The organism is Cronobacter sakazakii, assembly GCF_000982825.1.
Lineage (GTDB): Bacteria > Pseudomonadota > Gammaproteobacteria > Enterobacterales > Enterobacteriaceae > Cronobacter > Cronobacter sakazakii.
Genome location: NZ_CP011047.1, coordinates 3,253,930 through 3,275,401 on the forward strand (window position 1 = coordinate 3,253,930; position 21,472 = coordinate 3,275,401).

19 protein-coding genes are annotated in these 21,472 nt (G+C 59.7%); 12 read left to right on the top strand and 7 right to left on the bottom strand.

The genetic code is table 11. From position 1 onward, the window contains the following. The first annotated feature begins 106 nt into the window (after positions 1 to 106). The 6 genes from ansP (at position 107) to CSK29544_RS15560 (ending at position 6,496) form a co-directional block, all read left to right on the top strand. The gene (ansP, locus tag CSK29544_RS15535) at positions 107 to 1,564 is read left to right on the top strand and encodes an L-asparagine permease (RefSeq protein ID WP_007848558.1); all 1,458 of its coding nucleotides are present in this window, start codon (positions 107 to 109) and stop codon (positions 1,562 to 1,564) included. Positions 1,565 to 1,686: 122 nt separating this feature from the next. After that, entirely contained in the window at positions 1,687 to 2,733 is a 1,047-nt protein-coding gene (locus CSK29544_RS15540; RefSeq protein WP_007888768.1) for a DUF1176 domain-containing protein, read from the top strand. Positions 2,734 to 2,907: 174 nt separating this feature from the next. Continuing rightward, positions 2,908 to 3,906, top strand: a complete 999-nt coding sequence (locus CSK29544_RS15545) for an ABC transporter substrate-binding protein (protein WP_029039108.1) — start codon at positions 2,908 to 2,910, stop codon at positions 3,904 to 3,906. 28 nt (positions 3,907 to 3,934) lie between these two features. Next, positions 3,935 to 4,819, top strand: coding sequence for a TauD/TfdA dioxygenase family protein (locus CSK29544_RS15550; protein WP_029039107.1), 885 nt, complete (start codon positions 3,935 to 3,937; stop codon positions 4,817 to 4,819). A gap of 11 nt (positions 4,820 to 4,830) precedes the next feature. Beyond that, positions 4,831 to 5,670 carry an ABC transporter ATP-binding protein gene (locus tag CSK29544_RS15555; protein WP_007888775.1) on the top strand — a complete coding sequence of 280 codons (840 nt, stop codon included), beginning with the start codon at positions 4,831 to 4,833 and terminating at the stop codon, positions 5,668 to 5,670. Beyond that, positions 5,630 to 6,496, top strand: a complete 867-nt coding sequence (locus CSK29544_RS15560) for an ABC transporter permease (RefSeq protein ID WP_007888776.1) — start codon at positions 5,630 to 5,632, stop codon at positions 6,494 to 6,496. Before CSK29544_RS15555 ends, CSK29544_RS15560 begins: the two co-directional genes overlap by 41 nt. A gap of 29 nt (positions 6,497 to 6,525) precedes the next feature. Here the strand turns inward: CSK29544_RS15560 and yncE are convergent, their stop codons facing one another. Continuing rightward, complete coding sequence (gene yncE, locus CSK29544_RS15565) at positions 6,526 to 7,584, bottom strand: 7-bladed beta-propeller protein YncE (RefSeq protein WP_007888777.1); 1,059 nt, start codon at positions 7,582 to 7,584, stop codon at positions 6,526 to 6,528. Between the two features lie 277 nt (positions 7,585 to 7,861). On the opposite strand from yncE, the gene pqqU reads away from it, so the two are divergent. Beyond that, a complete protein-coding gene (gene pqqU / locus CSK29544_RS15570) occupies positions 7,862 to 9,979 on the top strand; it encodes a TonB-dependent receptor PqqU (protein ID WP_029039106.1) in 2,118 nt (705 codons plus the stop codon). 54 nt (positions 9,980 to 10,033) lie between these two features. Here pqqU and CSK29544_RS15575 read toward each other — a convergent pair whose 3' ends face one another. Both CSK29544_RS15575 and CSK29544_RS15580 read right to left on the bottom strand, forming a co-directional pair. After that, positions 10,034 to 10,321, bottom strand: coding sequence for a HigA family addiction module antitoxin (locus tag CSK29544_RS15575; RefSeq protein WP_004388462.1), 288 nt, complete (start codon positions 10,319 to 10,321; stop codon positions 10,034 to 10,036). Beyond that, a complete protein-coding gene (locus tag CSK29544_RS15580) occupies positions 10,321 to 10,599 on the bottom strand; it encodes a type II toxin-antitoxin system RelE/ParE family toxin (RefSeq protein ID WP_029039105.1) in 279 nt (92 codons plus the stop codon). The genes CSK29544_RS15575 and CSK29544_RS15580 overlap by 1 nt, the downstream gene beginning before the upstream one ends. A gap of 299 nt (positions 10,600 to 10,898) precedes the next feature. On the opposite strand from CSK29544_RS15580, the gene CSK29544_RS15585 reads away from it, so the two are divergent. Further along, positions 10,899 to 12,503 (top strand): alpha-amylase family protein, encoded by a 1,605-nt coding sequence (locus CSK29544_RS15585; RefSeq protein ID WP_007888783.1) that lies wholly within the window; start codon positions 10,899 to 10,901, stop codon positions 12,501 to 12,503. A 1-nt stretch (position 12,504) separates the two neighbouring features. Here the strand turns inward: CSK29544_RS15585 and CSK29544_RS15590 are convergent, their stop codons facing one another. The 4 genes from CSK29544_RS15590 to CSK29544_RS15605 form a co-directional block, all read right to left on the bottom strand. Further along, complete coding sequence (locus CSK29544_RS15590; RefSeq protein ID WP_007888785.1) at positions 12,505 to 13,491, bottom strand: SDR family oxidoreductase; 987 nt, start codon at positions 13,489 to 13,491, stop codon at positions 12,505 to 12,507. 107 nt (positions 13,492 to 13,598) lie between these two features. Then, positions 13,599 to 15,536, bottom strand: a complete 1,938-nt coding sequence (locus tag CSK29544_RS15595) for a methyl-accepting chemotaxis protein (protein WP_007888791.1) — start codon at positions 15,534 to 15,536, stop codon at positions 13,599 to 13,601. Positions 15,537 to 15,749: 213 nt separating this feature from the next. Further along, positions 15,750 to 15,929, bottom strand: a complete 180-nt coding sequence (locus CSK29544_RS15600) for a hypothetical protein (RefSeq protein ID WP_004387071.1) — start codon at positions 15,927 to 15,929, stop codon at positions 15,750 to 15,752. Between the two features lie 109 nt (positions 15,930 to 16,038). Continuing rightward, positions 16,039 to 16,698, bottom strand: coding sequence for a GntR family transcriptional regulator (locus tag CSK29544_RS15605; RefSeq protein WP_007888792.1), 660 nt, complete (start codon positions 16,696 to 16,698; stop codon positions 16,039 to 16,041). Positions 16,699 to 16,875: 177 nt separating this feature from the next. Here CSK29544_RS15605 and CSK29544_RS15610 point away from each other — a divergent pair, with 177 nt between their 5' ends. The 4 genes from CSK29544_RS15610 to CSK29544_RS15625 are packed head-to-tail and all read left to right on the top strand — an operon-like array spanning position 16,876 to position 21,468. After that, complete coding sequence (locus CSK29544_RS15610) at positions 16,876 to 18,369, top strand: ABC transporter substrate-binding protein (RefSeq protein ID WP_007888794.1); 1,494 nt, start codon at positions 16,876 to 16,878, stop codon at positions 18,367 to 18,369. Then, positions 18,366 to 19,211, top strand: a complete 846-nt coding sequence (locus CSK29544_RS15615) for an ABC transporter permease (RefSeq protein ID WP_007888795.1) — start codon at positions 18,366 to 18,368, stop codon at positions 19,209 to 19,211. Before CSK29544_RS15610 ends, CSK29544_RS15615 begins: the two co-directional genes overlap by 4 nt. Beyond that, entirely contained in the window at positions 19,211 to 20,125 is a 915-nt protein-coding gene (locus CSK29544_RS15620) for an ABC transporter permease (protein WP_007888796.1), read from the top strand. Before CSK29544_RS15615 ends, CSK29544_RS15620 begins: the two co-directional genes overlap by 1 nt. Continuing rightward, a complete protein-coding gene (locus CSK29544_RS15625; protein WP_007888797.1) occupies positions 20,122 to 21,468 on the top strand; it encodes a M20 family metallopeptidase in 1,347 nt (448 codons plus the stop codon). Before CSK29544_RS15620 ends, CSK29544_RS15625 begins: the two co-directional genes overlap by 4 nt. Positions 21,469 to 21,472: the final 4 nt, after the last annotated feature.

Sequence of the window (21,472 nt, forward strand, 5' to 3'; positions counted from 1 at the left end):
ACGAACATTTGCCGTACAAAAAACCAGCACAGGCAAACGTTTGGTTGGTATACGGCGGTCGGTTATTTTGGCTCGTTCAGGTTCAGACAGGACTACAGGAAAACCAATGAAAACAACGAAGCAAAACGCGGCTGAGCATCGCGCCGCGAAACGACGCTGGTTGAACTCTCATGAAGAGGGTTATCACAAAGCGATGGGCAACCGTCAGGTGCAGATGATAGCCATCGGCGGCGCTATCGGTACCGGTCTGTTTTTAGGTGCGGGCGCGCGTCTCCAGGCGGCCGGACCGTCGCTGGCGCTGGTCTATCTGGTGTGCGGCATCTTCTCTTTCTTCATTCTTCGCGCACTGGGCGAGCTGGTGCTCCACCGCCCGTCCAGCGGCAGTTTTGTCTCTTACGCCCGTGAGTTTCTCGGCGAGAAAGCCTCTTACGTGGCGGGCTGGATGTATTTCGTTAACTGGGCGATGACCGGTATCGTCGATATCACCGCCGTGGCGCTCTATATGCACTACTGGGGCGCATTCGGCGATGTGCCGCAGTGGGTGTTTGCACTCGGCGCGCTGGCGATTGTCGGCACCATGAACCTGATTGGCGTGAAATGGTTCGCCGAAATGGAGTTCTGGTTCGCGCTCATTAAAGTGCTGGCTATCGTCGTGTTCCTGATTGTCGGCGTGGTGTTTCTCGGCACCGGTAAACCGCTCGACGGCAACGCTACCGGCTTCCATCTGATAACCGACAACGGCGGCCTCTTCCCGCACGGCCTGCTGCCTGCGCTGGTGCTGATTCAGGGCGTGGTATTCGCCTTCGCGTCTATCGAGCTGGTCGGTACCGCCGCGGGCGAATGTAAAGATCCGCAGACCATGGTGCCGAAGGCGATTAACAGCGTTATCTGGCGTATCGGCCTGTTCTACGTCGGCTCCGTCGTCCTGCTGGTGCTGCTGCTGCCGTGGAACGCCTACCAGGCGGGTCAGAGCCCGTTCGTCACCTTCTTCTCGAAGCTTGGCGTGCCTTATATCGGCGATATCATGAATATGGTGGTACTGACCGCGGCGCTCTCCAGCCTCAACTCCGGGCTCTATTCCACTGGCCGTATCCTGCGCTCGATGTCGATGGGCGGCTCCGCGCCGAAGTTTATGTCGAAGATGAGCAAATCCCAGGTGCCGTTCGCGGGCATTCTGGTGACGGTTTGCGTCTATATCGTCGGCGTCTTCCTGAACTATCTCGTGCCGTCGCAGGTGTTTGAGATCGTCCTGAACGTGGCATCCATCGGCATCATCTCCTCCTGGGCGTTTATCATGGTTTGCCAGATGCGTCTGCGCAAAGCCATCAAAGAAGGCAAAGCGGACGATGTCTCCTTCAAGCTGCCGGGCGCGCCGTTCACCTCCTGGCTGACGCTGCTGTTCCTGGCCGCCGTCGTCGTGCTGATGGCGTTTGACTACCCGAACGGCACCTTTACCGTGGCCTCCATTCCGGTTCTCGCTATTCTGCTGATTGCGGGCTGGTTTGGCGTGCGTAAGCGCGTGGCGGAGATCCACAGCACCGCGCCGCAACCGCATCAGGATTAAATAGCATGTTGTGAAAAGGAGCCGTAAGGCTCCTTTTTTTATGCGTACTATTACTGGTAGCTTGTCCGAAACTCTGCAGCGCTTCACGCTATGGCGCTGCACTACGTCTACAAGGAACCGTTATGAAACCTGCAATCCTTCGCGCACTGGCCCTGACGCCGCTCTGTGTGGCGCTCAGCGCCGCCGCCGTCACGCCGAAGCCGCCTTACTTCAACCATAAAGACTGGAGCATGGTCTGCGATAACACCGGCACCTGCCGTGTGGATGCCTACGAGGCCGATGAAGGCACCGGCGGCTCACTGCTGCTGACCCGCAAAGCCGGGCCTGACGCGCCGGTTACCGCCATGATCCGCCTGGGCGAAATGGATGACGACGCAAAACCCTCAAAGGGGCCGATGCGCCTTGAGATCGACGGTAAAGACACCGGCATGCTGAAAGAAAATAAGCAGGACGAAACCTGGGAATTGAACGACGCGCAGACCGCCGCCGTGATTAACGCCGTGAAAGGCCGCGGCAACGTGGTGTTTGCCTCAGATAACCGCCGTTTCACGCTCTCCGCGGCCGGTGCCAGCGCCGTGCTGCTGAAGATGGATGACGTGCAGGGCCGCATCGGCACGCCCGGCGCGCTCATGAAAAAAGGCAACAAGCCGGAAAGCGCGGTGCCTGCGCCAATGGCCGCCCCGGTGATCCACGCCGCCGCCGTGAGCGACGCCAAACCCTCTACGCTTACCGGCGCGGCGCTCGCCACGCTGCTGCCGCGTCTTGAAGCCACCAAACTCGACGGCGACAGCTGCGACGGGCTCACCGATGAAACGCTGCGTAACGAGCCGGTGACCGTCACGCCATTAAGCAATGGCAAAGCGCTGGTCTCGGCGACCTGCTGGCGCGCGGCCTATAACGAAGGCGAAGGCTACTGGGTCATTGACGAGGCGCTGAAAGGCAAGCCAACGCTGATAACGCTTATCGGCAACGATTATCACAATGGCGTTATCACGTCCGTACAGCGCGGGCGCGGCATCGGCGACTGTATGGGCGGCGCGAACTGGACGTGGAATGGTGAAACGTTCATTCAGAGCGAAGACTACTCCACCGGCGAATGCCGTCTCATCCGCGCAGGCGGTACCTGGGAGATGCCGACGCTGGTCACACAGGTCATTCCGGCGAAATAATCACAGCGGGCGATGGCCCGCTTTTTTTATTTCCGGCAAAGCTTCGCTAAAAAAAGCATTTATTTATTCGCGCTAAGTTATTCCAATAAACACTTTTCATTTTTATTCCCGCCCCTGCACGATAAAAGCCAGAACGATATATCACCCTTCACTTTTATTATTAGCGGGATAGCCATGAAAAAATTCACGGGGCGCGCCTGGCTCGGGCTGGCGTTAATGTCGGCGGCCGGACTGGCGCAGGCGGAAGGTAATATCAGCATCGCGCAACAGTTCGGCATTGGTTATTTACTGCTGGATGTAGTGCGCGACCAACAGCTTATCGAAAAAGAAGGCAAAAAAGAGGGGCTCGATATTAAGGTGGAGTGGCGCACGCTCTCCGGTGCCACCGCCATGAACGAGGCGCTGCTCTCCGGCGCGCTGGACGTCGCCTCGGCGGGCGTGCCGCCGCTCCTCACGCTCTGGGATCGCACCAAAGGCCGCCAGAACGTTAAAGCCATCGCGTCGCTTGGCTCGATGCCCAATTATCTGCTGAGCAACAATCCGGCGGTCAAAAGCGTTCGCGATTTAACTGATAAAGACCGCATCGCCGTACCGGCAGCGGGCGTGGGCTTTCAGTCCCGCACGCTGCAAATCGAAACCGCCCGGCTTTATGGCAACGGCGACTATAAACGCTTTGATAAGATCAGCGTGAGCCTGCCGCACCCGGACGCCAGCGCGGCGCTTGTCGCCGGGAAGTCAGAAATCACCGCGCACTTTTCCAGCCCGCCGTTTCAGTATCAGGCGCTGGAGCACAGCAACGTGCATAAGATCTTAAGCTCCTACGACGTGCTGGGCGGCCCGGCCACTTTCAACGTGCTTTACACCACCCAGAAATTCCACGATGACAACCAGAAAACGTACCGCGCGTTTTACCGGGCTTTAAGCGAAGCGGCGAAAATTATTAACGCCGATAAAAAGGCGGCGGCTGCGGCGTATATCCGCACAGAGAAATCGCGCCTGCCGCAAGCGTTAGTCGAAAAAATTGTGAATGACCCGGAAATTGATTTTACCGTCTCACCGCAACGCACTTTTGTTTATGCCGAAAAGCTGCATGAGCTTGGCGTATTAAAAAATAAAGCCGACAGCTGGAAAGATTATTTCTTTAACGAAGCCTGGGAAAACCCCGGCAGTTAATTCACCTGCGACGATAAAGGAAAAACCGATGACCACAACGCTCAACGCCACGCCGGTTGCCGCGCAGCCGTTTACCATTACGCCCTTTGCGCGCCTCGGCGCGGAAATTACCGGGCTGGATCTGCGCCTGCCGGTCAATAACGCCGACTTTGCGCGCATTCATCAGGCGCATCTCGACCATCACGTGGTGGTGTTCCGCGACCAGAAAATCACGCCGCGTCAGCAGATCGATTTCAGCCGCCGCTTCGGGCCGCTGCAAATCCATGTGCTGAAGCAGTTTCTGTTGCCTGACCACCCGGAAATCCTGATCGTCTCGAACATTATTGAGAACGGTCAGCCGATTGGTCTTGGCGACGCCGGTAAATTCTGGCACTCGGATCTGTCGTATAAAACGCTGCCAAGCCTGGGCTCCATGCTCTATGCGCAGGAGTTGCCGGAAGAAGGCGGCGACACGCTGTTTGCCGATATGGAGCTGGCGTATGAAACGCTGCCCGCCGACCTGAAACGCGCGATAGAAGGCAAAAAGGCGGTGCACTCCTATACCGCGACTTACAGCCGCCCGAAATTCGGCAGCCACTGGCGACCGCAACTGACGGAACAGCAGCTTGCCGAAGTACAGGCGGTGTCGCATCCGGTGGTGCGCACCCACCCGGAAACCGGGCGCAAGGCGCTGTTTGTCAGCGAAGGGTTCACCACGCATATCGAAGGGCTGCCGGAGGCGGAGAGCCGCGACATTCTGGAGGCGCTTTGGGCGCATAGCGTGCGCCCGGAGCATCTCTACCGTCACCAGTGGCAACCGGGCGATATGGTGTTCTGGGATAACCGCTCGCTGATCCATCTCGCGACCGGCTGCCCGGCGCACCTGCGCCGCAAACTCTATCGCACCACTATCGAAGGCGACGCGCCATTTTAACGGAGGCAGCCATGCAGACACAGACCCACGGCCCGCTGCTGCGTCTCGACGCGCTGAGCCTGGAATACCGCACCCGGGAAAGCCGCGTACGCGCGGCGCATGAGGTCTCTTTTGACGTCTGGCCCGGCGACCGGTTTATCCTGCTCGGCCCGTCCGGCTGCGGCAAGTCGAGCCTGCTCAAGGCCATCGGCGGGTTTCTTGCGCCCGTGAGCGGCACCATTCGCCTTGACGGTGACGTTGTCACAAAACCCGGCCCGGAGCGCATGATGGTATTTCAGGAATTTGACCAGCTTCCGCCCTGGAAAACGGTGCTGGAGAACGTCATGTTCCCGCTGGTGGCGAGCCGTCAGGCCAGCAAAGCCGAGGCGCGCGAGCGCGCGCTGCACTTTCTGAATAAAGTGGGGCTAGCCGCCTTTGCCGACGCGCTGCCGCATATGCTTTCCGGCGGCATGAAGCAGCGCGTGGCCATCGCCCGCGCGCTGGCAATGAAGCCGAAAATCCTGCTGATGGATGAGCCGTTCGCCGCGCTGGATGCCCTGACGCGCCGCCATATGCAGGAGGAGCTGCTGGAACTCTGGGAGGATGCCGGGTTTACGCTGCTGTTCGTGACCCACTCCATTGAAGAAGCGTTGATGGTTGGCAGCCGTATTCTGGTGCTCTCACCGCATCCGGGCCAGGTGCGCGCCGAGATCAACTGCCACCAGTTTGGCATGAATGACACCGCAAGCCCGGCCTTTGCGCAGGCTGCTAGCCACATTCACGACCTGCTGTTCCCTGTTAATGCCACGCAACCGGCGAAGGAGACCCGCTATGGCGCAACTGCCCCCCGTCCGTCCCGAGTATCAGCGTGAAACCGCGCTGCCCGGCGCACTGCCGCTGGACACGCCATTGCCGCTCACCACCCGGCTGTGGAACCAGGCATGGGTACGCAAAACGCTGCTGGTCATTGTGCTCCTTGCCCTCTGGGAAGGCGTGGCGCGTATTCAGAATAACGATCTGATGCTGCCGGGGTTCTGGCAAACGCTGCGCGCCTTTAGCGAAGACATGCACAGCGGCGAGCTGCCAGCGAAAATCCTCAACTCGCTCGGCACGCTATTAAAAGGCTATGCCATTGGCAGCGTGCTGGCGCTGGTGTTCAGCGCGCTGGCGATTTCCACACGGCTGGGGCGCGACTTGCTCAGTACGCTGACCGCCATGCTTAACCCGCTGCCCGCGATTGCCCTGCTGCCGCTGGCGCTGCTCTGGTTCGGGCTTGGTCAGGGGAGCCTGATTTTTGTGCTGGTCCACTCGGTGATGTGGCCGATTGCGCTCAACACGTGGTCGGGCTTTCAGAGTGTGCCGGAAACACTACGGATGGCCGGGCGAAACTACGGGCTGAACGGCCCGCGGCTGGTGCTCAACATTTTGATCCCGGCGGCGCTGCCGTCGATTATCTCCGGGCTGAAAATTGGCTGGGCGTTCGCCTGGCGCACGCTTATCGCCGCCGAACTGGTGTTTGGCGCCTCAAGCGGCGACGGCGGGCTCGGCTGGTATATTTTCCAGAACCGCAACGAGCTGTTTACCGACCGGGTCTTCGCCGGGCTGGCGACCGTCATCATCATCGGGCTGCTGGTGGAAGGACTGGTGTTCGCCACGCTCGAAAAAGCGACCGTGCGGCGCTGGGGCATGCAGCGTTAAAAAAAGCCCCGCCAGTGCGGGGCTTTTTTTTACAGCGCGATGCGGATAACGTCATCCGGGCTGGTGGCTTCCTGCTGACGGCTGGAGGCCTGCTTCACCGTAACATACAGCGTTTTACCATCCGGCGAGAGCGCCAGGCTGTTCGGGTGTACCGGCGTTTTAAAGGTTTTGGTGACAGTGTAACCTTTAGCGTCAATCACGCTGACGCTGCCCGCCTCGCGGTGCGTCAGATAAACCTCGTTACGCGCCGGGTTGAACAGCACCGCCAGCGCGTTCGGTGCCTCGACGGTTTTGATGAAGTTGCCGGTGCGGGTATCCACCACGAGCAGTTGCGGCTGCTTCGAATCCGCCACAAACGCGCGGTGGTTAGCGGTATCCAGGCTCAGGTTGATAAAGAAGTGCTCTTTACCGTCTTCGGCGAGCTTTTTGCGCGACAGGATTTTATTGGTCGCGGTGTCGATGGTAATAAATTCGCCATCGGCGTTGGTGGTATACAGGCGCTTCGCCGCGGCGTCGAGCGCGAGCCCGGCGCTGTATTTACCAAGGCCCGTAATGCTTGCGCGGTGTTTTACCGTCTCGCCATCCACCACCCAGATCTCGCTCTCGTTACCGATGCCGCCGATATAAACGGTATTGGTAGTCTCATCGACCACCAGCTCGCGCGGCTGCAATGGCTTCACGCTTTCTGAACGCGCGCGCCCGTCAAGCACCAGACGCCCTTTCACGTCGCCGGTTTTCGCATCCACCGCCGTTACCGCGCCATTGACCGTATTGCCGAACCACAGCGTATTGGTTTTGGTGTTAATCGCGGCACCGAACGGTTTGAGATCGTTATGAATGGTCTGGGTAATATCCAGCGTCGTCGGGTCGAGACGGTAAATCACGCCGCCTTTATCGAGCTTACGGCTCTGGGACGTGGCGACGAACAGCGCCTGCTCCGCCGGGCTGTAGGCCATTTCATACGCGCCTTTGCCGACCGGCTTGCGCAGCAGCTCGTCGGCCGCCTGCGAGGTGAACGACGCGAACGTACCGGCGATAAATAGCGCGCCAAGCAGCGCGCGCGGCGTGGAGAGGTGACGTAACGGCATAAGAACTCCCTTTTAAACAAACAGAATGGGTTGCATCACACTGGAACCAAAAGGAAAAACATGGCCCGGTCTGGCCGGAACCTTTTATTATGGATGAGAATAATAATCATTATTCACGTGAAAGGAAGCCTTTTTATGGCTCGCGAAATGACAAAAGGCCGCTACACTTGCCTGAGTTAACGCAACGTGCCGTTAAGTTTTTCAAAAATTTACATAACGTTTAAGATTACGTCACAGATTTTATTGATTTTGTTACTTCCGGGACTCCGTAAACCGCATGAAAATCTCCCGCGCTGTCTATGCGCCCTTCGCTTTTCTGCTGCCTGTCGCTCTCACCCACGCGCAGGCCGCCGCTACAGATGAACAAACCATGATCGTGACCGCCGCGCCCGGCGGGATCTCCGAGCTTGATACGCCCGCGTCCGTCAGCGTCGTCAACGGCGACGATCTGCGCCACGCCGCGCCGCAGGTGAACCTCTCTGAAAACCTGGGCAGCGTGCCGGGCCTGCAAATTCAGAACCGGCAAAACTTCGCCCAGGATTTACAGCTCTCGATGCGCGGTTTCGGTTCCCGCTCCACCTACGGCGTGCGCGGCATTCGCATGTATGTCGACGGTATTCCGGCAACGATGCCGGACGGCCAGGGTTATACGTCGAATTTCGATCTCAACAGCATTGAGAGCGTGGATGTGCTGCGCGGGCCGTTTTCGGCGCTTTACGGCAACGCCTCCGGCGGCGTGATCAATGTGAAAACCGAAACCGGCGAGCAGCCGCCGAAAATCGAAGCGGGCACCTGGTACGGCAGCTACGGCAGCGTGCGTTACGGCCTGAAAGCGTCCGGCGCGACCGGCGACGGCACTCAGGCGGGCGATGTCGATTACACGGTTTCCACGACCCGTTTCACCACCCACGGCTATCGCGACCACAGCGGCGCGCGTAAAAACCTCGCGAACGCGAAGCTCGGCGTGCGGCTTGACGAGGCCAGTAAGCTGACGTTGCTCTTTAACAGCGTCGATATCAAAGCCAACGATCCGGGCGGCCTGACTCGCAACGAGTGGCGTGAAAACCCGCGCCAGTCGCCACGCGGCGATGAATTCAACACCCGTAAAACCACGAAACAGACCCAGGCGGGCCTGCGCTACGAGCGCGCGCTGACAGAGAATGACGATATCAGCGTAATGGCGTACGCAGGTGAGCGCGAAACCACGCAGTTTCAGTCGTTCAACCAGGGCTTCCAGGCGGAGCCCTCCAACCCCGGCGGCGTTATCGACCTCACCCGCCACTATCAGGGCATCGACAGCCGCTGGACGCACCGCGACGCGCTGCTCAGCCTGCCGGTGAGCTTCACGCTCGGTCTCGATTACGAAAATATGAGCGAAGACCGCAAAGGCTATAAAAACTTCCGCCTGGTCAACGGCGCGCCGCAATTTGGTGAGAAAGGTGAGCTACGCCGCAACGAGCGCAACCTGATGTGGAACGTCGATCCGTATCTGCAAACCACCTGGCAGCTGACCGACAAACTGAGCCTCGACGCGGGCGTGCGCTACAGCAATATCTGGTTCGACTCGAACGATTTTTACGTGGTGCCGCGCAACAGCGACGACAGCGGCGAGGCCAATTATCACAAGTGGCTGCCGGCGGGCTCGCTGAAATATGCCCTGACCGACGCCTGGAACGTCTATGCCTCTTATGGCCGCGGGTTTGAAACGCCGACCATCAACGAACTTTCTTATCGCTCAAATGGCCAGAGCGGCCTGAACTTCGCGCTTAAGCCGTCAACCAGCGATACGGTGGAGATCGGCAGCAAAACGCGCATCAACAATGGCCTGTTGACCGCCGCGCTGTTCCGGACCGATACGGACAACGAAATCGTCGTGGATGAGAGTGTGGGCAGCGGGCGCAGCAGCTATAAAAACGCCGGGAAAACCCGCCGTCAGGGCGTTGAGCTGGCGCTTGACCAGCAGTTCGGCGATGCGTGGAAGCTGAAAGCGGCATGGACCTACCTTGACGCCACCTACCGCACCTATGTCTGCCAGAAAGGCGACTGTAACGGCAACCGCATGCCGGGCATCGCGCGCAATATGCTCTACACCTCGTTCGGTTACGAGCCGGAAACCGGCTGGTACGCGGGCGGCAACGTGCGCTATATGAGCAGCATCATGGCTAATGACGCCAATACCGACAAAGCGTCGTCTTACACCACGGTTGGCCTCAACACCGGCTATAAATTCCAGCGCGGCAACTGGCTGCTGGATGTGTTTGGTCGTGTCGATAACCTGTTTGATAAATCGTATGTCGGCTCGGTTATCGTTAACGAATCCAAAGGCCGCTACTACGAGCCTGCGCCGGGCCGCAATTATGGCGTTGGCGCAAGCGTCAGCTACCGCTTCGAGTAACGCTTTCGCGAGCTTTTAGCGGCACACAAAAAACGGGCTTCACCGCCCGTTTTTTTATGCCCTCTGCAACCGTTGCAGGTGCGAGAAATCAACAGACTGGCGCGCCTGAAAGAGATCGTATTCATTCTGCATACCCAGCCAGACATGCGGCGAGCTGCCAAGGACTGCCGAGAGACGCAGCGCCATTTCCGGGGAGACGTCAGATTTGCCGACCAGCAGACGCTGCACCGTCGACGGCGCGACGTCCAGCGCTTTGGCCAGCGCACGGGCGCTGAGGCCGAGCGCTTCCATTGACTCCTGCACCAGCCTGCCCGGGTGCGGTGGGTTAAACATCGTTGCCATCAGTGGTAATCCTCATAGTTGACGATAAAGACATCGCCATCCCGAAACTCAAACGTGATGCGCCAGTTTCCGCTGACGGTCACAGCCCATAGACCTTTACGATCCCCCGTCAGGGGATGCAGGAAAAATCCCGGTAAGTCGACGTCAGCGGGTCTTATCGCCTGATTCAGCACCGCCAGCCGCAGAGAAATCTTTCTGGCATGGCGGGCATGAATGCCTGCGGTGGAACCCGTTTCGAAATAGCGTTGCAGGCCTTTATGCCTGAAGCTTCTGATCATCCCTGCCACCTCGCTCCTGATGAAGATCGTAAATCAGTGTTGCGCAATGCGCAACACTTTTAATAAGCGTTAAGTTACGGCTTACGCTTTCCACTGCGCAGCACCTTATCAGCGATGCGCATACGCCAGAAGCCTGATGCTGAACGACGGTTAAACCGTTCGGCACGGCTCGCATTTGTGATGAAACCTCTCTGTGCGTTTTACGACACAGAGACACGTCGTTCCCCATGCAGGCCGTGCCGTCGGGCCTATACTTAACATTCGTCGAATTCCGTTTAACCGCCAAAAGGAATCCGCTTATGAGCCGTCTGTGGCACCAGAACGCCGTCATTTACCAGATAGATCCCACCCGCTTTTTTGACAGCAACGCCGACGGCTGGGGAGACCTGCGCGGCATTGTCGAAAAGCTCGACTATGTTGAATCGCTTGGCGCAACCGCCATCTGGCTGACCCCGTTTTATCTCTCGCCGCGTCGGGATAACGGCTATGACGTGGAAAACCACACCGAGCCAGACCCGCGTATCGGCTCGCTGGACGATGTCGAGTGGCTGATAGCCGAGGCGGAGAAGCGGGGAATTCGTGTGATTATCGAACTGGTGGCGCAGCACACCTCAGATGCCCACGACTGGTTTCAGGAGGCGCGCAAAGGCCGCGACAACCCGTTTCATGACTACTATCTGTGGCGCGACACGCCAGGCCCGGATGAACCCGCGCCGATGTTTCCGACAATCGAGCCGCATATCTGGCGCTGGGATGAGCAGGCACAGCGCTACTACCGCCATCTCTTTTACCATCATGAGCCGGATCTCAACCTGCGCCACCCGGACGTGATTCAGGCTGTCGATCACGTGCTGCGCTTCTGGGCCGAAAAAGGCGTGGCGGGCTTTCGCGTCGATGCCGCTTCGCACATGGTGGAACAGGCCAGCCTGCCGGGTGATAAAGAGAGCGGCTACCGGCTGTTTAACCACTTCTACGACCTGCTGACGGAAGAACATCCGGATATGATCCTGCTTGGCGAAGTGGACGTGAACGTCTCGGAATTTGAAGATTTCTTCGGCGGCGGCGAACGCCTGACCACGCTGCTTAATTTCTGGATCAACAAAAACACCATTCTGGCGCTGGCCCGCGAAGAGGCGGCACCGCTGGTCAAAGCGCTTAACGAGCTGCCGATGCCGCCCGCCAACGGCGGTTATTGCTTCTGGCTGCGCAACCATGACGAGCTGGATCTTGAAGATCTGGAGCCGGAAGATTACGACTTCGTAATGGAGAAATACGCCCCCGATCCTGACATGCGCATTTACGGGCGCGGCATTCGCCGCCGTCTGGCCCCGATGCTTGACGGCAACGAACGCCAGCAGGCGATGGCGAATGCCCTGCTCTTTTCGCTGCCCGGCACGCCGGTGGTGCGCTATGGCGCGGAAATCGGCATGGGCGATCTGCTTTCACAGCCGGAGCGTGAATCGGTGCGCACGCCGATGCAGTGGAATGCGGGGCCGGGTGCCGGGTTTTCCGCCTGCGATCCGGCGCGCTTTGTGGAGCCGTTAATTACCGACGGCCCCTTTCGCTATCAGGCGATAAATGTGGAAGAGCAAGAAGCGCGCGACGGCTCGCTGCTGCACCGTATCCGGCAGATTATCGCCGTCTGGCGCACGCTGCCTGAGATCTGCTATCAGCATTTCCACCCGTTCACGGTGCAAGAAAAGAGCGTGTTTGCGGTGCGCTATCAAAACCATAACGTCGCCACGCTGATGCTGACGAACCTGAGCCATGAGGCGGTGACGGTGGATTTGGGCGAGTTAAATCTGGAAGGCGCTGGCGAGATACTGGCGGATGATGAGTATCCGCCAGTCGCCTGCTCACTTCGCATCAACGGCTATGGCTACCGCTGGCTGCGGGTAAAGTAAATTAACGGCGGCGGAACAGGGCTTTAACCAGCAGCCCTGCTACCGCTACGGCTGCCACGCCCATCACGCGGGAATCCACGGCAATGGCCTTGTTCTTTGCGTGGCTGTCAAAGCGTCCGTGCGCCTGATGACCGTTCTCCAGCGGCTGAAACAGGTAATCAGGGCGCTGCGTCGGTTCGGCTTCGTCGGTGAGTTGCCCTTCCCAGGTTTTCGCCACATAACGGTCGAGTAATCCCGGAAAGAACATATTGCCGACAATCGACATTACCGTGTTTTTCCCGAGCCACACTTCGCGCGGCGGACGGCGCGCCACGGCGGCGTCGTAAATCGCCTTGGCGGCCACTTCCGGCTGGTAAATGGGCTCTATCGGCTGCATCCGGTGATGAAACTTATTGCGCGCCCAGTTGAACTGCGTGGTGTTAATGGCAGGCAACTGCACCATCGAGACCCGCACCCCGCTTTTCTGATGCAGCAGTTCACAGCGCAGGGAATCGGTAAACGCGCGGATCGCCGCTTTCGCGCCGCAATAGGCGGACTGCAACGGAATCGAGCGCCACGCGAGCGCCGAACCCACCTGAATGATGGTGCCGCTGTCACGCAACTGCATATAGCGCAGCGCGCTACGGGTGCCGTTCACCGCGCCGAGGTAAGTCACCTCGGTGACGCGCCGGAACTCGTCAAAGCTGATATCCTCCACTGGTGCGAGCACGGTTGTCATCGCGCAGTTCACCCACACCGCCATTGGCCCCAGTTCTTCTTCGATTCGCTGTGCCGCGTTGCTTACCTGCTGCGGGTCCGCCACGTCAGCGCAGATGCCAAGCACCCGGCCGCCGTAACGCTTTAAGTCTTCTGTGGCCTCCGCCACGCCCTGCTCTCCACGGGCAATGATCGCCACATCATAGCCAGAGGCCGCAAAGTAACTGGCTGTCGCGCGCCCGACTCCTGAACTGCCGCCGGTCACGACAGCAACAAAGGCGTTTTTTGTCATGTCGTTATCCTGATTTGCGTTAAGGGTAACGAAAGCTTAGTACAGCGCGAGAAAAGTGGGCGCCCGGCGAACCGGGCGCGAGAGAAGAAAGTGCGGGAAACGCGGCGTCAGAACGTAGTCCAGCCCTCTTCTGTGACGGGTTTGCGCGCGGTCACGGTGACAGGCGCTGCCGAACGGATGGGCGCGGTGGCTTCCGGTCGCGGCGAAGCCGGTTGCATATTCAGGCGGAACGCGCCCGCAAGCTGGCGCAGACGCGCCGCCTCGGTGCCGAGCTCGCCTGCGGCCGCCGAGGACGCGCTGACAAGCGTCGCGTTCTGCTGCGTGGTGGCGTCCAGCTCGCCAACCGCGCGGGCGATCTGCTCAATACCGCGGCTCTGCTCCTGCGAGGCTGACGAAATCTCTTCCATAATATCGTTCACCCGGGTGACGGAACTCACCACCTCATTCATCGTTTCACCGGCGCGGGTCGCCAGCGTGCTGCCGGTTTTGATGCGGTTGACCGATTCATCAATCAGTAGCGCGATATCTTTCGCCGCCTGCGCGCTGCGCTGGGAGAGACTGCGCACTTCAGACGCCACCACCGCGAAGCCGCGACCATGTTCTCCCGCACGCGCGGCTTCCACCGCGGCGTTGAGCGCCAGAATATTGGTCTGGAAAGAAATACTGTTGATGACCTCGGTAATGTCGGCGATTTTGCGCGAACTGGCGGAGATATCCTGCATCGTCTGCACCACATCACGCACCACGTCACCGCCGCGACCAGCGGTCTGTGATGCCTGCGACGCTATCTGGCTGGCATGGCGGGCGTTGTCGGCATTATTTTTCACGGTCGCCGTGAGCTGCTCCATGCTGGCGGCCGTCTGCACCACTGCCGTAGTTTGCTGTTCGGTACGCGCCGCGAGCGCATGGTTGCCAGAGGCAATCTCCTGCGCCGTGTGAGTGAGACGCCCGACGCTTGCGCGCAGCTCGCCAGTCATACTGCGAAGCCTCTCGTTCACGCGAGCCATCGCGCCGGTGAGTTTGCCAAATTCGTCATGGCGATCGATCTCAATCTGCGCGCTCAAATCCCCCCCGGCGATGCGCTCGGCCAGCGCCAGGTTCAGCTTCAGCGGGCGAATTATCTGGCGGCTGATGGCCCACGCGACGATAACGCCGAGCAGAATCACAAACGCGCCCAGGATCAGGGCTAGCGTTGAGGAGCCGGACGACAGTTCGTCATTCTCAGCTTTAGTGAGCGCCACCATCTGTTTAATCGCGCCACTACTTTGATCCCCTGCCGTTTTCACCGCGCTTTCCGCGCCTTTCAGCGATTCCCGGGCGGCGTAATAATCACGACTCAGCGTCTGATAGCGCACTGTGTCCTGCCAGAGCCCTGCGAACGGCGGCAGCAGTTCCGGCGAGAGACGGCTCACGAGCGCCTGATACTGGCTTTCTACCGCGCTGAAACGGCGCTGGAGTGCCTCGCTTGCCTCCTCTGTGCCGGTAAAGCGCAGCGCGTAAGCGTAATCCCGCAGGTTACTGATGGCGAACAGGAGATCGTAAATCGCGTAAGAGAGTTCGGGGTCGGCCACCGGCGTGCGGATAAGCTGGGTATACCGCGCGGTTTCATCCTGGCCTGCCAGCGCGTCAAGCGCGCTTCGGATCTGGCTGAGCTTCGCCGTGGCGTCGCTCATGTTGGTGACGCTGCCCTGAAAGCTTTCCAGATAACGCCTGATATCGGCGACGATGGCGCGCTCGTTTGCGGGCCAGTCGAGGGCGCTGGCCTCAGCGGTTTTCGCGAGCGCCTCGTCAACATAGCGACTCATCAACGCGCGGGCGTCGTCATCGCCGGTATAGAAATAGTTAAGACGGTTAATTTTGGCCTGTAAGACGTCGATATTAATGTCGTCGATAAGATTACTTTTGAGGTTAGCGTCGCGGATGGCCATAAAACGCGCCACAGAGAGCGCTGTCGCCAGCGCCACCAGCAGCAGCACCACGCCAAAGCCGGCGGCGAGCTTGCGGGTTATGCGAACGTTGCGTAATCGGTTTACCAGTACAGCCATCCTGCCTCCTGTTTTACGATAGTCGGGCCTCGTCAGAGCGCCACAGGAGGTTATCGGCTAAGCCGCCGATTTTTTTAGCAAAATGTGGAAAAAAGCGGCAATAAAAATGGCCTTTTACCCGACAGCCTCGCGGGAAGCTGTCGTGACAAAGGCCATCTGAAGCGCGTGCACAGTTCATTCCAGTAACGCAGCCGGATACCGCGGCGATACCGGTTAGCGCGGGCGGTGCAGGCCCGGATCGATATTGCCGAAATCAAGACCATAGAGATGTCCGTAAGGGATAAAGGATTCCAGCATCAGCGCACGCGTTTCGGGCGGGTGCGGCGTGAGCCAGGCGCGGAGAATGCGACGAATACGTGAGCGCGACGCGTGACGACGTACGGAGATATGCATGATGATCGCCTCCTCGGCGGTGCGCAGGCGTTGTGCTGCCCTGTCAGTAAAGCGCCGCGGAGACGAAAAGGGAAATACGCATTCCGGCAATGTTTTGCCGGTGTGCGGATTAGCCGAAATACTGTTTTTTCAGGATAAGCGCGCCGTCGTTAATCGCTTTATGCACCGCGCGTGCCGCCGCTTCGCCATCGCCCGCCTCAAGCGCTTCCAGCAAATCATCATAATTATGATGACCGCGCACAAAATCGTCGGACTGCGGATAGAGATAGTTAAAGCACGGGCCGATGCGCATCCAGAGCTGCTCAATCAGCGACACCAGCGTTGGCATTTCAGCCCAATTGTAGAGCTGAAAACGAAACGCGCGGTTGGCCTGCAAAGCCTGCTCGACACTGTCGGACATTTTGGCTTCGCGAAACGCGTCACAGAGTTCACGCAGGTGAGCCATACGCGCTGGCGTCATATTTTTCGCCGCCGCTTCCGCCGCCATTCCTTCAAGGTTTTTACGGATCTTCGTCACTTCGTCGTAACGCGCCTGGCTGATTTCCGGCACCAGAAACGCCTGCGCCGGGGTCGCGTTGAGCGCGCCGGAGGAGACCAGTCGCAGCAGCGCTTCGCGTACCGGCGTGATGCTGATCCCCAGTTGATCGGCGATTTCTTTCGTGACCAGACGGGCACCCGGACGCAGGCTGCCAACGATAAGGGCGTTTTTCAATCTCACTTCCACTTGCATGGTTAAACTCAGGCGTTGCGCTTTTTCCAGATCCAACATGTTTATTTCCTGTCGTAAAAAATTTACTTTGTATTAGCAGGCGCTTAACTAACGTCTCGTCATCCTGACCAGAGGATATATTCTATATCTTTGATAACACGGTTTTTATGGTCAGGAAAACCAAAAATAACCAAAACGTTCACTGACCAGTACGACAACCATTAAGGTATTGACCTAATGAAACGACTGTCCCGTAAGCTTCTCTCACTTTCTGTGGCGCTTTCTTTATTCGCTCCGCTCAGTCAGGCCAGTTCGCTGACGATTGCGCAGCCTACTTCCGCTACTGCCATGGATCCCGGCTTCCTGAAAGAAGCCGCGACCTTGGTGGATAACGTTTTCGATACTCTGGTGCTGCGCGATGCGCAGATGCAACTGAAACCCGGCCTCGCCACCCAGTGGGAAGCCATCAACGACACCACATGGCAGTTCGATTTACGTAAGGATGTCAAATTTACCAACGGCGAGCCAGTCAATGCCGCGGCGGTGAAATTCTCCATCGACCGTATTCTCGACCCGGCCAACCACGCCCCCACCATTTCTTATATTCGTACGATTAAATCGGTAGAGGTCACCGGCGACTATCAGGTGCGTATTCACACCAACGGCCCCGATCCGCTCCTGCCCACGCGCATGAGTCGTTATCCGGCCTATATCGTGCCGCCTGGTTATGTAAGTAAAGCCGGTGCTGCGGAATTTGCACGAAAACCTGTCGGAAGTGGCGCTTATATCGTCAAAACGTTCATTCCCGATGAGCGTGTTGTGATGGAGGCCAACCCGAACTACTGGCGCGGCAAGCCGTCAATCGATGAAGTGACCTGGCGCCCTATCCCGGAAGCAACCGCGCGCATTACGGCGCTGCTGACCGGCGAGGCGCAGCTGGTGGAAGGCGTTCCGGCGGATCTCGCACCGCTGGTGAAAAGCAAACCCGGCGTGAAGCTTGAGCAGGTCAAAGGCGGCGGGCTGACGATTTATCTCGGCATTAAAAACAGTGAGCCGCCGCTGAACGACGTGCGCGTGCGCCAGGCGCTGTCGCTGGCGCTGAACCGCGACGCCTATACGCAGTCGCTGCTGCACGGCTTCGGCACGCCGACCGGCACGCTGGCAGGCCCGAAAGACTATGGCTATAAAGCCATTGCCGCGCCGAAACAGGACAGGGAAAAAGCCAAAGCGCTGCTGAAAGAGGCAGGCTACCCGCAGGGCTTTACCGTTAAATTCCAGGCACCGCGCCGTTATATCGCCAGCGCTGACGTAGGCCAGGCCATTGTGGCCGATCTCGCCGCTATCGGCGTAAAAGCGCAGCTCGAAGTGCCGGAGTGGTCGGTCTACACCCAGCAGGTGGCGTCCGGCAAACAGGCACCGCTCTATATGCTGGGCTGGGGCTCCACCCAGACGCTGGACGCCGACGCCGCGCTCTACCCGGTGCTGCACGGGGGCGAGCCGTACTCAACGGTGAGCGATCCGGCACTGGATAAGCTCCTGAACGACAGTCGTGCCACGGTGGATGCCGCGAAGCGTAAAGCTCTGCTGGAGCAGATTCAGGAGCGCGTCGCGACCGAACAGCCGCTGATCCCGCTCTACCGCGAAGACGCGATTTACGCCTCCAGTGACAACGTCACGTTTAAAGGCCGTGAAGACGCCCGCGTGTCGTTGTTCGATATGAGGGTGAAATGATCTTCCCTGGCCGTTACGCATCCCGTTCACGTCGCCGTCCCCTGCCGGGGGACGGCCTTCTCGGCGGCGCGCTGCTGGCTGTCCTTATCCTAGCAGCGCTGCTCTCTCCCTGGCTGCCGTTACCCGATCCGCTGCAAAGCGATCTCGCGGCGGTCTTTCAGGCTCCCGGCCCGCAGCACTGGCTGGGTGCCGATCAACTGGGCCGCGACGTGCTCTCGCGCATTCTCGCCGGTGCCCGTCTTTCGCTGTTCGTGGTGATTATCGCCGCCCTCATCGCCGCCACCATGGGCACGCTGATGGGCATGGTGGCCGGTTACTTCGGCGGCTGGGTCGATGCGCTCATCATGCGGCTTATCGACATTCAGCTGGCGGTGCCGTTTATTCTGCTGATCCTGCTGGTGATGGCGCTGTTTGGCACCTCGCTTGCTAACATTATTGTGATTATGGGCGTGACCAGCTGGGCGATTTACGCCCGCGTGGCGCGCGCCAGAACGCTGGAAATCCGCGAGCTGGAGTACATTGAAGCCGCGAGAACCATGGGTTTTTCGCACCTGCGTATTATGCTGCGCCATATTTTACCGGCGCTCGCGACGCCGCTGCTGGTACTGCTGACGCTCGATATTCCGCGCCTGATTGTGCTGGAAGCCTCCGTCGGCTTTCTCGGCATGGGCATCCAGCCGCCGACGCCGACGCTTGGCAATCTTATCGGCGAAGGCCGGGCCTATATGCTGCTCGCGCCGTGGCTGGTGGTCTGGCCCGGCTGCGCCATCGCGATGCTGGTGGTGGGCTGTAACCTGCTCGGCGACTACTGGCTACGCACTACCCAGGCGAGGGTCGAATAATGGCGCGCTATCTGATTTCCCGTTTTTTCCAGGCGCTGCTGGTGATGTTCGGCGTCTCGCTGCTGATATTTTTCAGCCTGCATCTGACAGGCGATCCGGCGGCCGTGATGATGCCGCCGGGTGCCACCACGCAGGAGATTGCCGATTTTCGTCACGCGATGGGCTTTGACAGGCCGCTGCTCACCCAATACGCCGATTACGCGGGACACCTTCTGCGCGGCGATCTGGGGGATTCCCTGCGCTTTGGCCAGCCGGTCTCCGCGCTCATTGCCGAGCGTCTGCCCGCCACCGCGCTGCTGGCACTGACGGCGCTCGCCTGGAGCACGCTCGCGGGGCTGGCGCTGGGGCTGGTGAGCGCGCTGTGGCGCGACACTATCTGGGACCTGCTGGCGCGTCTGGTGGCCTTCAGCGGCCAGGCGGTGCCGGTTTTCTGGCTGGGGCTGCTGATGATTTTGTTCTTCAGCCTGCAGCTGCGCCTGCTGCCCTCCGGCGGCTACGGCGAGCCGTTACAGCTCGTCATGCCTGCTGTCTGTCTTGGCGCATACTATATGAGCGCGATGGCGCGTCTGGTGCGTGCCAGCCTGATTGACGTGCTGGACCAGGATTACATCCGCACCGCGCGCGCCAAAGGGCTCAGCGCCTGGCGGGTGCTGGTGCGTCACGGGCTTCGCAACGCGCTAATCCCAGTTGTGACCGTACAGGGCATTTCGCTCGCCGCGCTGCTTGGCGGCGCGCTGGTGACAGAGATTATTTTCGCCTGGCCGGGCATTGGCCGCCTGGCGGTGCAGGCTATCCAGAACCGCGATTTTCCGCTGGTGCAGGGCGTGGTATTGCTCGCCGCACTGACGTTCGTGGTGGTGAACCTGCTGATTGATTTGCTTTACCTGGTACTGAATCCAAGGATACGTTTATGACCGTTCAGCCGCATGCCAGCCTGGATGCGACCCTGGAGCTGCTCTCTTCTCTTACCGCCTGGCAAAGCGTGGCGGACCAGCCGGATGAGCAGCGATCTCTCGCCGCCTGGCTCGAAGCCTGGCTTATCGACGCACTGGACGCCGAGGTGATATTGCCGGTGGCGCAACAGCCCACCGGCAGCCCGCCGCTGGTGCATGTCCGCGTGGACATCGGCGCGCCCGACACGCTGGTGCTCTACAACATGTATGACGTCATGCCCGCCGATGCAGAGGGCTGGCAGGTTGATCCGTTCTCCGGCGGCATTCGCCACTGGGCCGATAAAGGCGATGTGTTTATTTCGCGCGGCGCGGAGAACAACAAAGGCCCGCTCGCCGGCATGCTCACCGTCGTGCGCGATTTGTGGGAGAGCGGCAGGCTCACCACCAATCTGGAGATCCTGCTGGAGGGCGAAGAAGAATGTGGCAGCGGTACGCTCCGGCGCTATCTCGCCCGCACACCCTGCCCGGTTTCGCCCGCGCTCGCCGTGCTATTTCCGTCGCTGTGCGAATATGGCGGCGGCGCGCCGCGGCTCTATCTTGGCTTTACCGGCATGACCGCAGGCCGTCTGCGCGTCGCGGGCGGCGACTGGGGCGGCCCGCAGGCCGCCATTCATGCGAGCAACGCGGCGTGGATAGCCAACCCCGCGTGGCGGCTGGTGCAGGCGCTCGCCGCCATCGCGCCCGCCGGGCGCAACGGCGTGCTGGAAACGCTGCCGCTGGATGACGCCGCGCTGAGTATCCTGGACGAGCTGGCCCCGCAGTTCAGCATTGCCGATGAACTGACGATGCGCAAAAGCCAGCGGCTGACGATTTCAGGCGACACCCGCGAGGCGCTGGCGTTTTTACTTGGCAGCGCGGTGCTGAACTTAAGCGAGATCCGCACTACGCCCCTGCCGGGCCGCGGCATTATCCCCCCGCTCGCCTGCGCCGAATTCGCGCTGCGCACGCCGCCGGGCAGTTCACCGGATATATTGCTCGACGCCATGCGCGCGTCGCTCTCTCATCTGGAGATAACAGGCGTGGAGCTGGTTGTTGATGACAGCTACCCCGGCAGGCGCTTTTCGGCTGACGACGCAGGCGTGATGGAACTTATCAATAGCTATCACCAGCAGCAGACGCGCCCGCAGATCTGGCCCTGGGCGCCCGGTTGCGCGCCAGCTTACGCCTTTGCGCCCGTCGCGCCCGCGTTTCTTATCGGCGGGCTCGGCTATGGCGGCAACGCGCACGGCGTGAATGAGTTTGTCACCCTGCGCGGGCTTACGCGCTATACCCGGTCGCTGCGCGACTGGCTGCTCTCATTCTGACGGA

Coding starts and splice junctions, on each gene's coding strand:
- ansP (WP_007848558.1), top strand. CDS start 107: ATGAAAACAACGAAGCAAAACGCGGCTGAGCATCGCGCCGCGAAACGA.
- CSK29544_RS15540 (WP_007888768.1), top strand. CDS start 1,687: ATGAAACCTGCAATCCTTCGCGCACTGGCCCTGACGCCGCTCTGTGTG.
- CSK29544_RS15545 (WP_029039108.1), top strand. CDS start 2,908: ATGAAAAAATTCACGGGGCGCGCCTGGCTCGGGCTGGCGTTAATGTCG.
- CSK29544_RS15550 (WP_029039107.1), top strand. CDS start 3,935: ATGACCACAACGCTCAACGCCACGCCGGTTGCCGCGCAGCCGTTTACC.
- CSK29544_RS15555 (WP_007888775.1), top strand. CDS start 4,831: ATGCAGACACAGACCCACGGCCCGCTGCTGCGTCTCGACGCGCTGAGC.
- CSK29544_RS15560 (WP_007888776.1), top strand. CDS start 5,630: ATGGCGCAACTGCCCCCCGTCCGTCCCGAGTATCAGCGTGAAACCGCG.
- yncE (WP_007888777.1), bottom strand. CDS start 7,584: ATGCCGTTACGTCACCTCTCCACGCCGCGCGCGCTGCTTGGCGCGCTA.
- pqqU (WP_029039106.1), top strand. CDS start 7,862: ATGAAAATCTCCCGCGCTGTCTATGCGCCCTTCGCTTTTCTGCTGCCT.
- CSK29544_RS15575 (WP_004388462.1), bottom strand. CDS start 10,321: ATGGCAACGATGTTTAACCCACCGCACCCGGGCAGGCTGGTGCAGGAG.
- CSK29544_RS15580 (WP_029039105.1), bottom strand. CDS start 10,599: ATGATCAGAAGCTTCAGGCATAAAGGCCTGCAACGCTATTTCGAAACG.
- CSK29544_RS15585 (WP_007888783.1), top strand. CDS start 10,899: ATGAGCCGTCTGTGGCACCAGAACGCCGTCATTTACCAGATAGATCCC.
- CSK29544_RS15590 (WP_007888785.1), bottom strand. CDS start 13,491: ATGACAAAAAACGCCTTTGTTGCTGTCGTGACCGGCGGCAGTTCAGGA.
- CSK29544_RS15595 (WP_007888791.1), bottom strand. CDS start 15,536: ATGGCTGTACTGGTAAACCGATTACGCAACGTTCGCATAACCCGCAAG.
- CSK29544_RS15600 (WP_004387071.1), bottom strand. CDS start 15,929: ATGCATATCTCCGTACGTCGTCACGCGTCGCGCTCACGTATTCGTCGC.
- CSK29544_RS15605 (WP_007888792.1), bottom strand. CDS start 16,698: ATGTTGGATCTGGAAAAAGCGCAACGCCTGAGTTTAACCATGCAAGTG.
- CSK29544_RS15610 (WP_007888794.1), top strand. CDS start 16,876: ATGAAACGACTGTCCCGTAAGCTTCTCTCACTTTCTGTGGCGCTTTCT.
- CSK29544_RS15615 (WP_007888795.1), top strand. CDS start 18,366: ATGATCTTCCCTGGCCGTTACGCATCCCGTTCACGTCGCCGTCCCCTG.
- CSK29544_RS15620 (WP_007888796.1), top strand. CDS start 19,211: ATGGCGCGCTATCTGATTTCCCGTTTTTTCCAGGCGCTGCTGGTGATG.
- CSK29544_RS15625 (WP_007888797.1), top strand. CDS start 20,122: ATGACCGTTCAGCCGCATGCCAGCCTGGATGCGACCCTGGAGCTGCTC.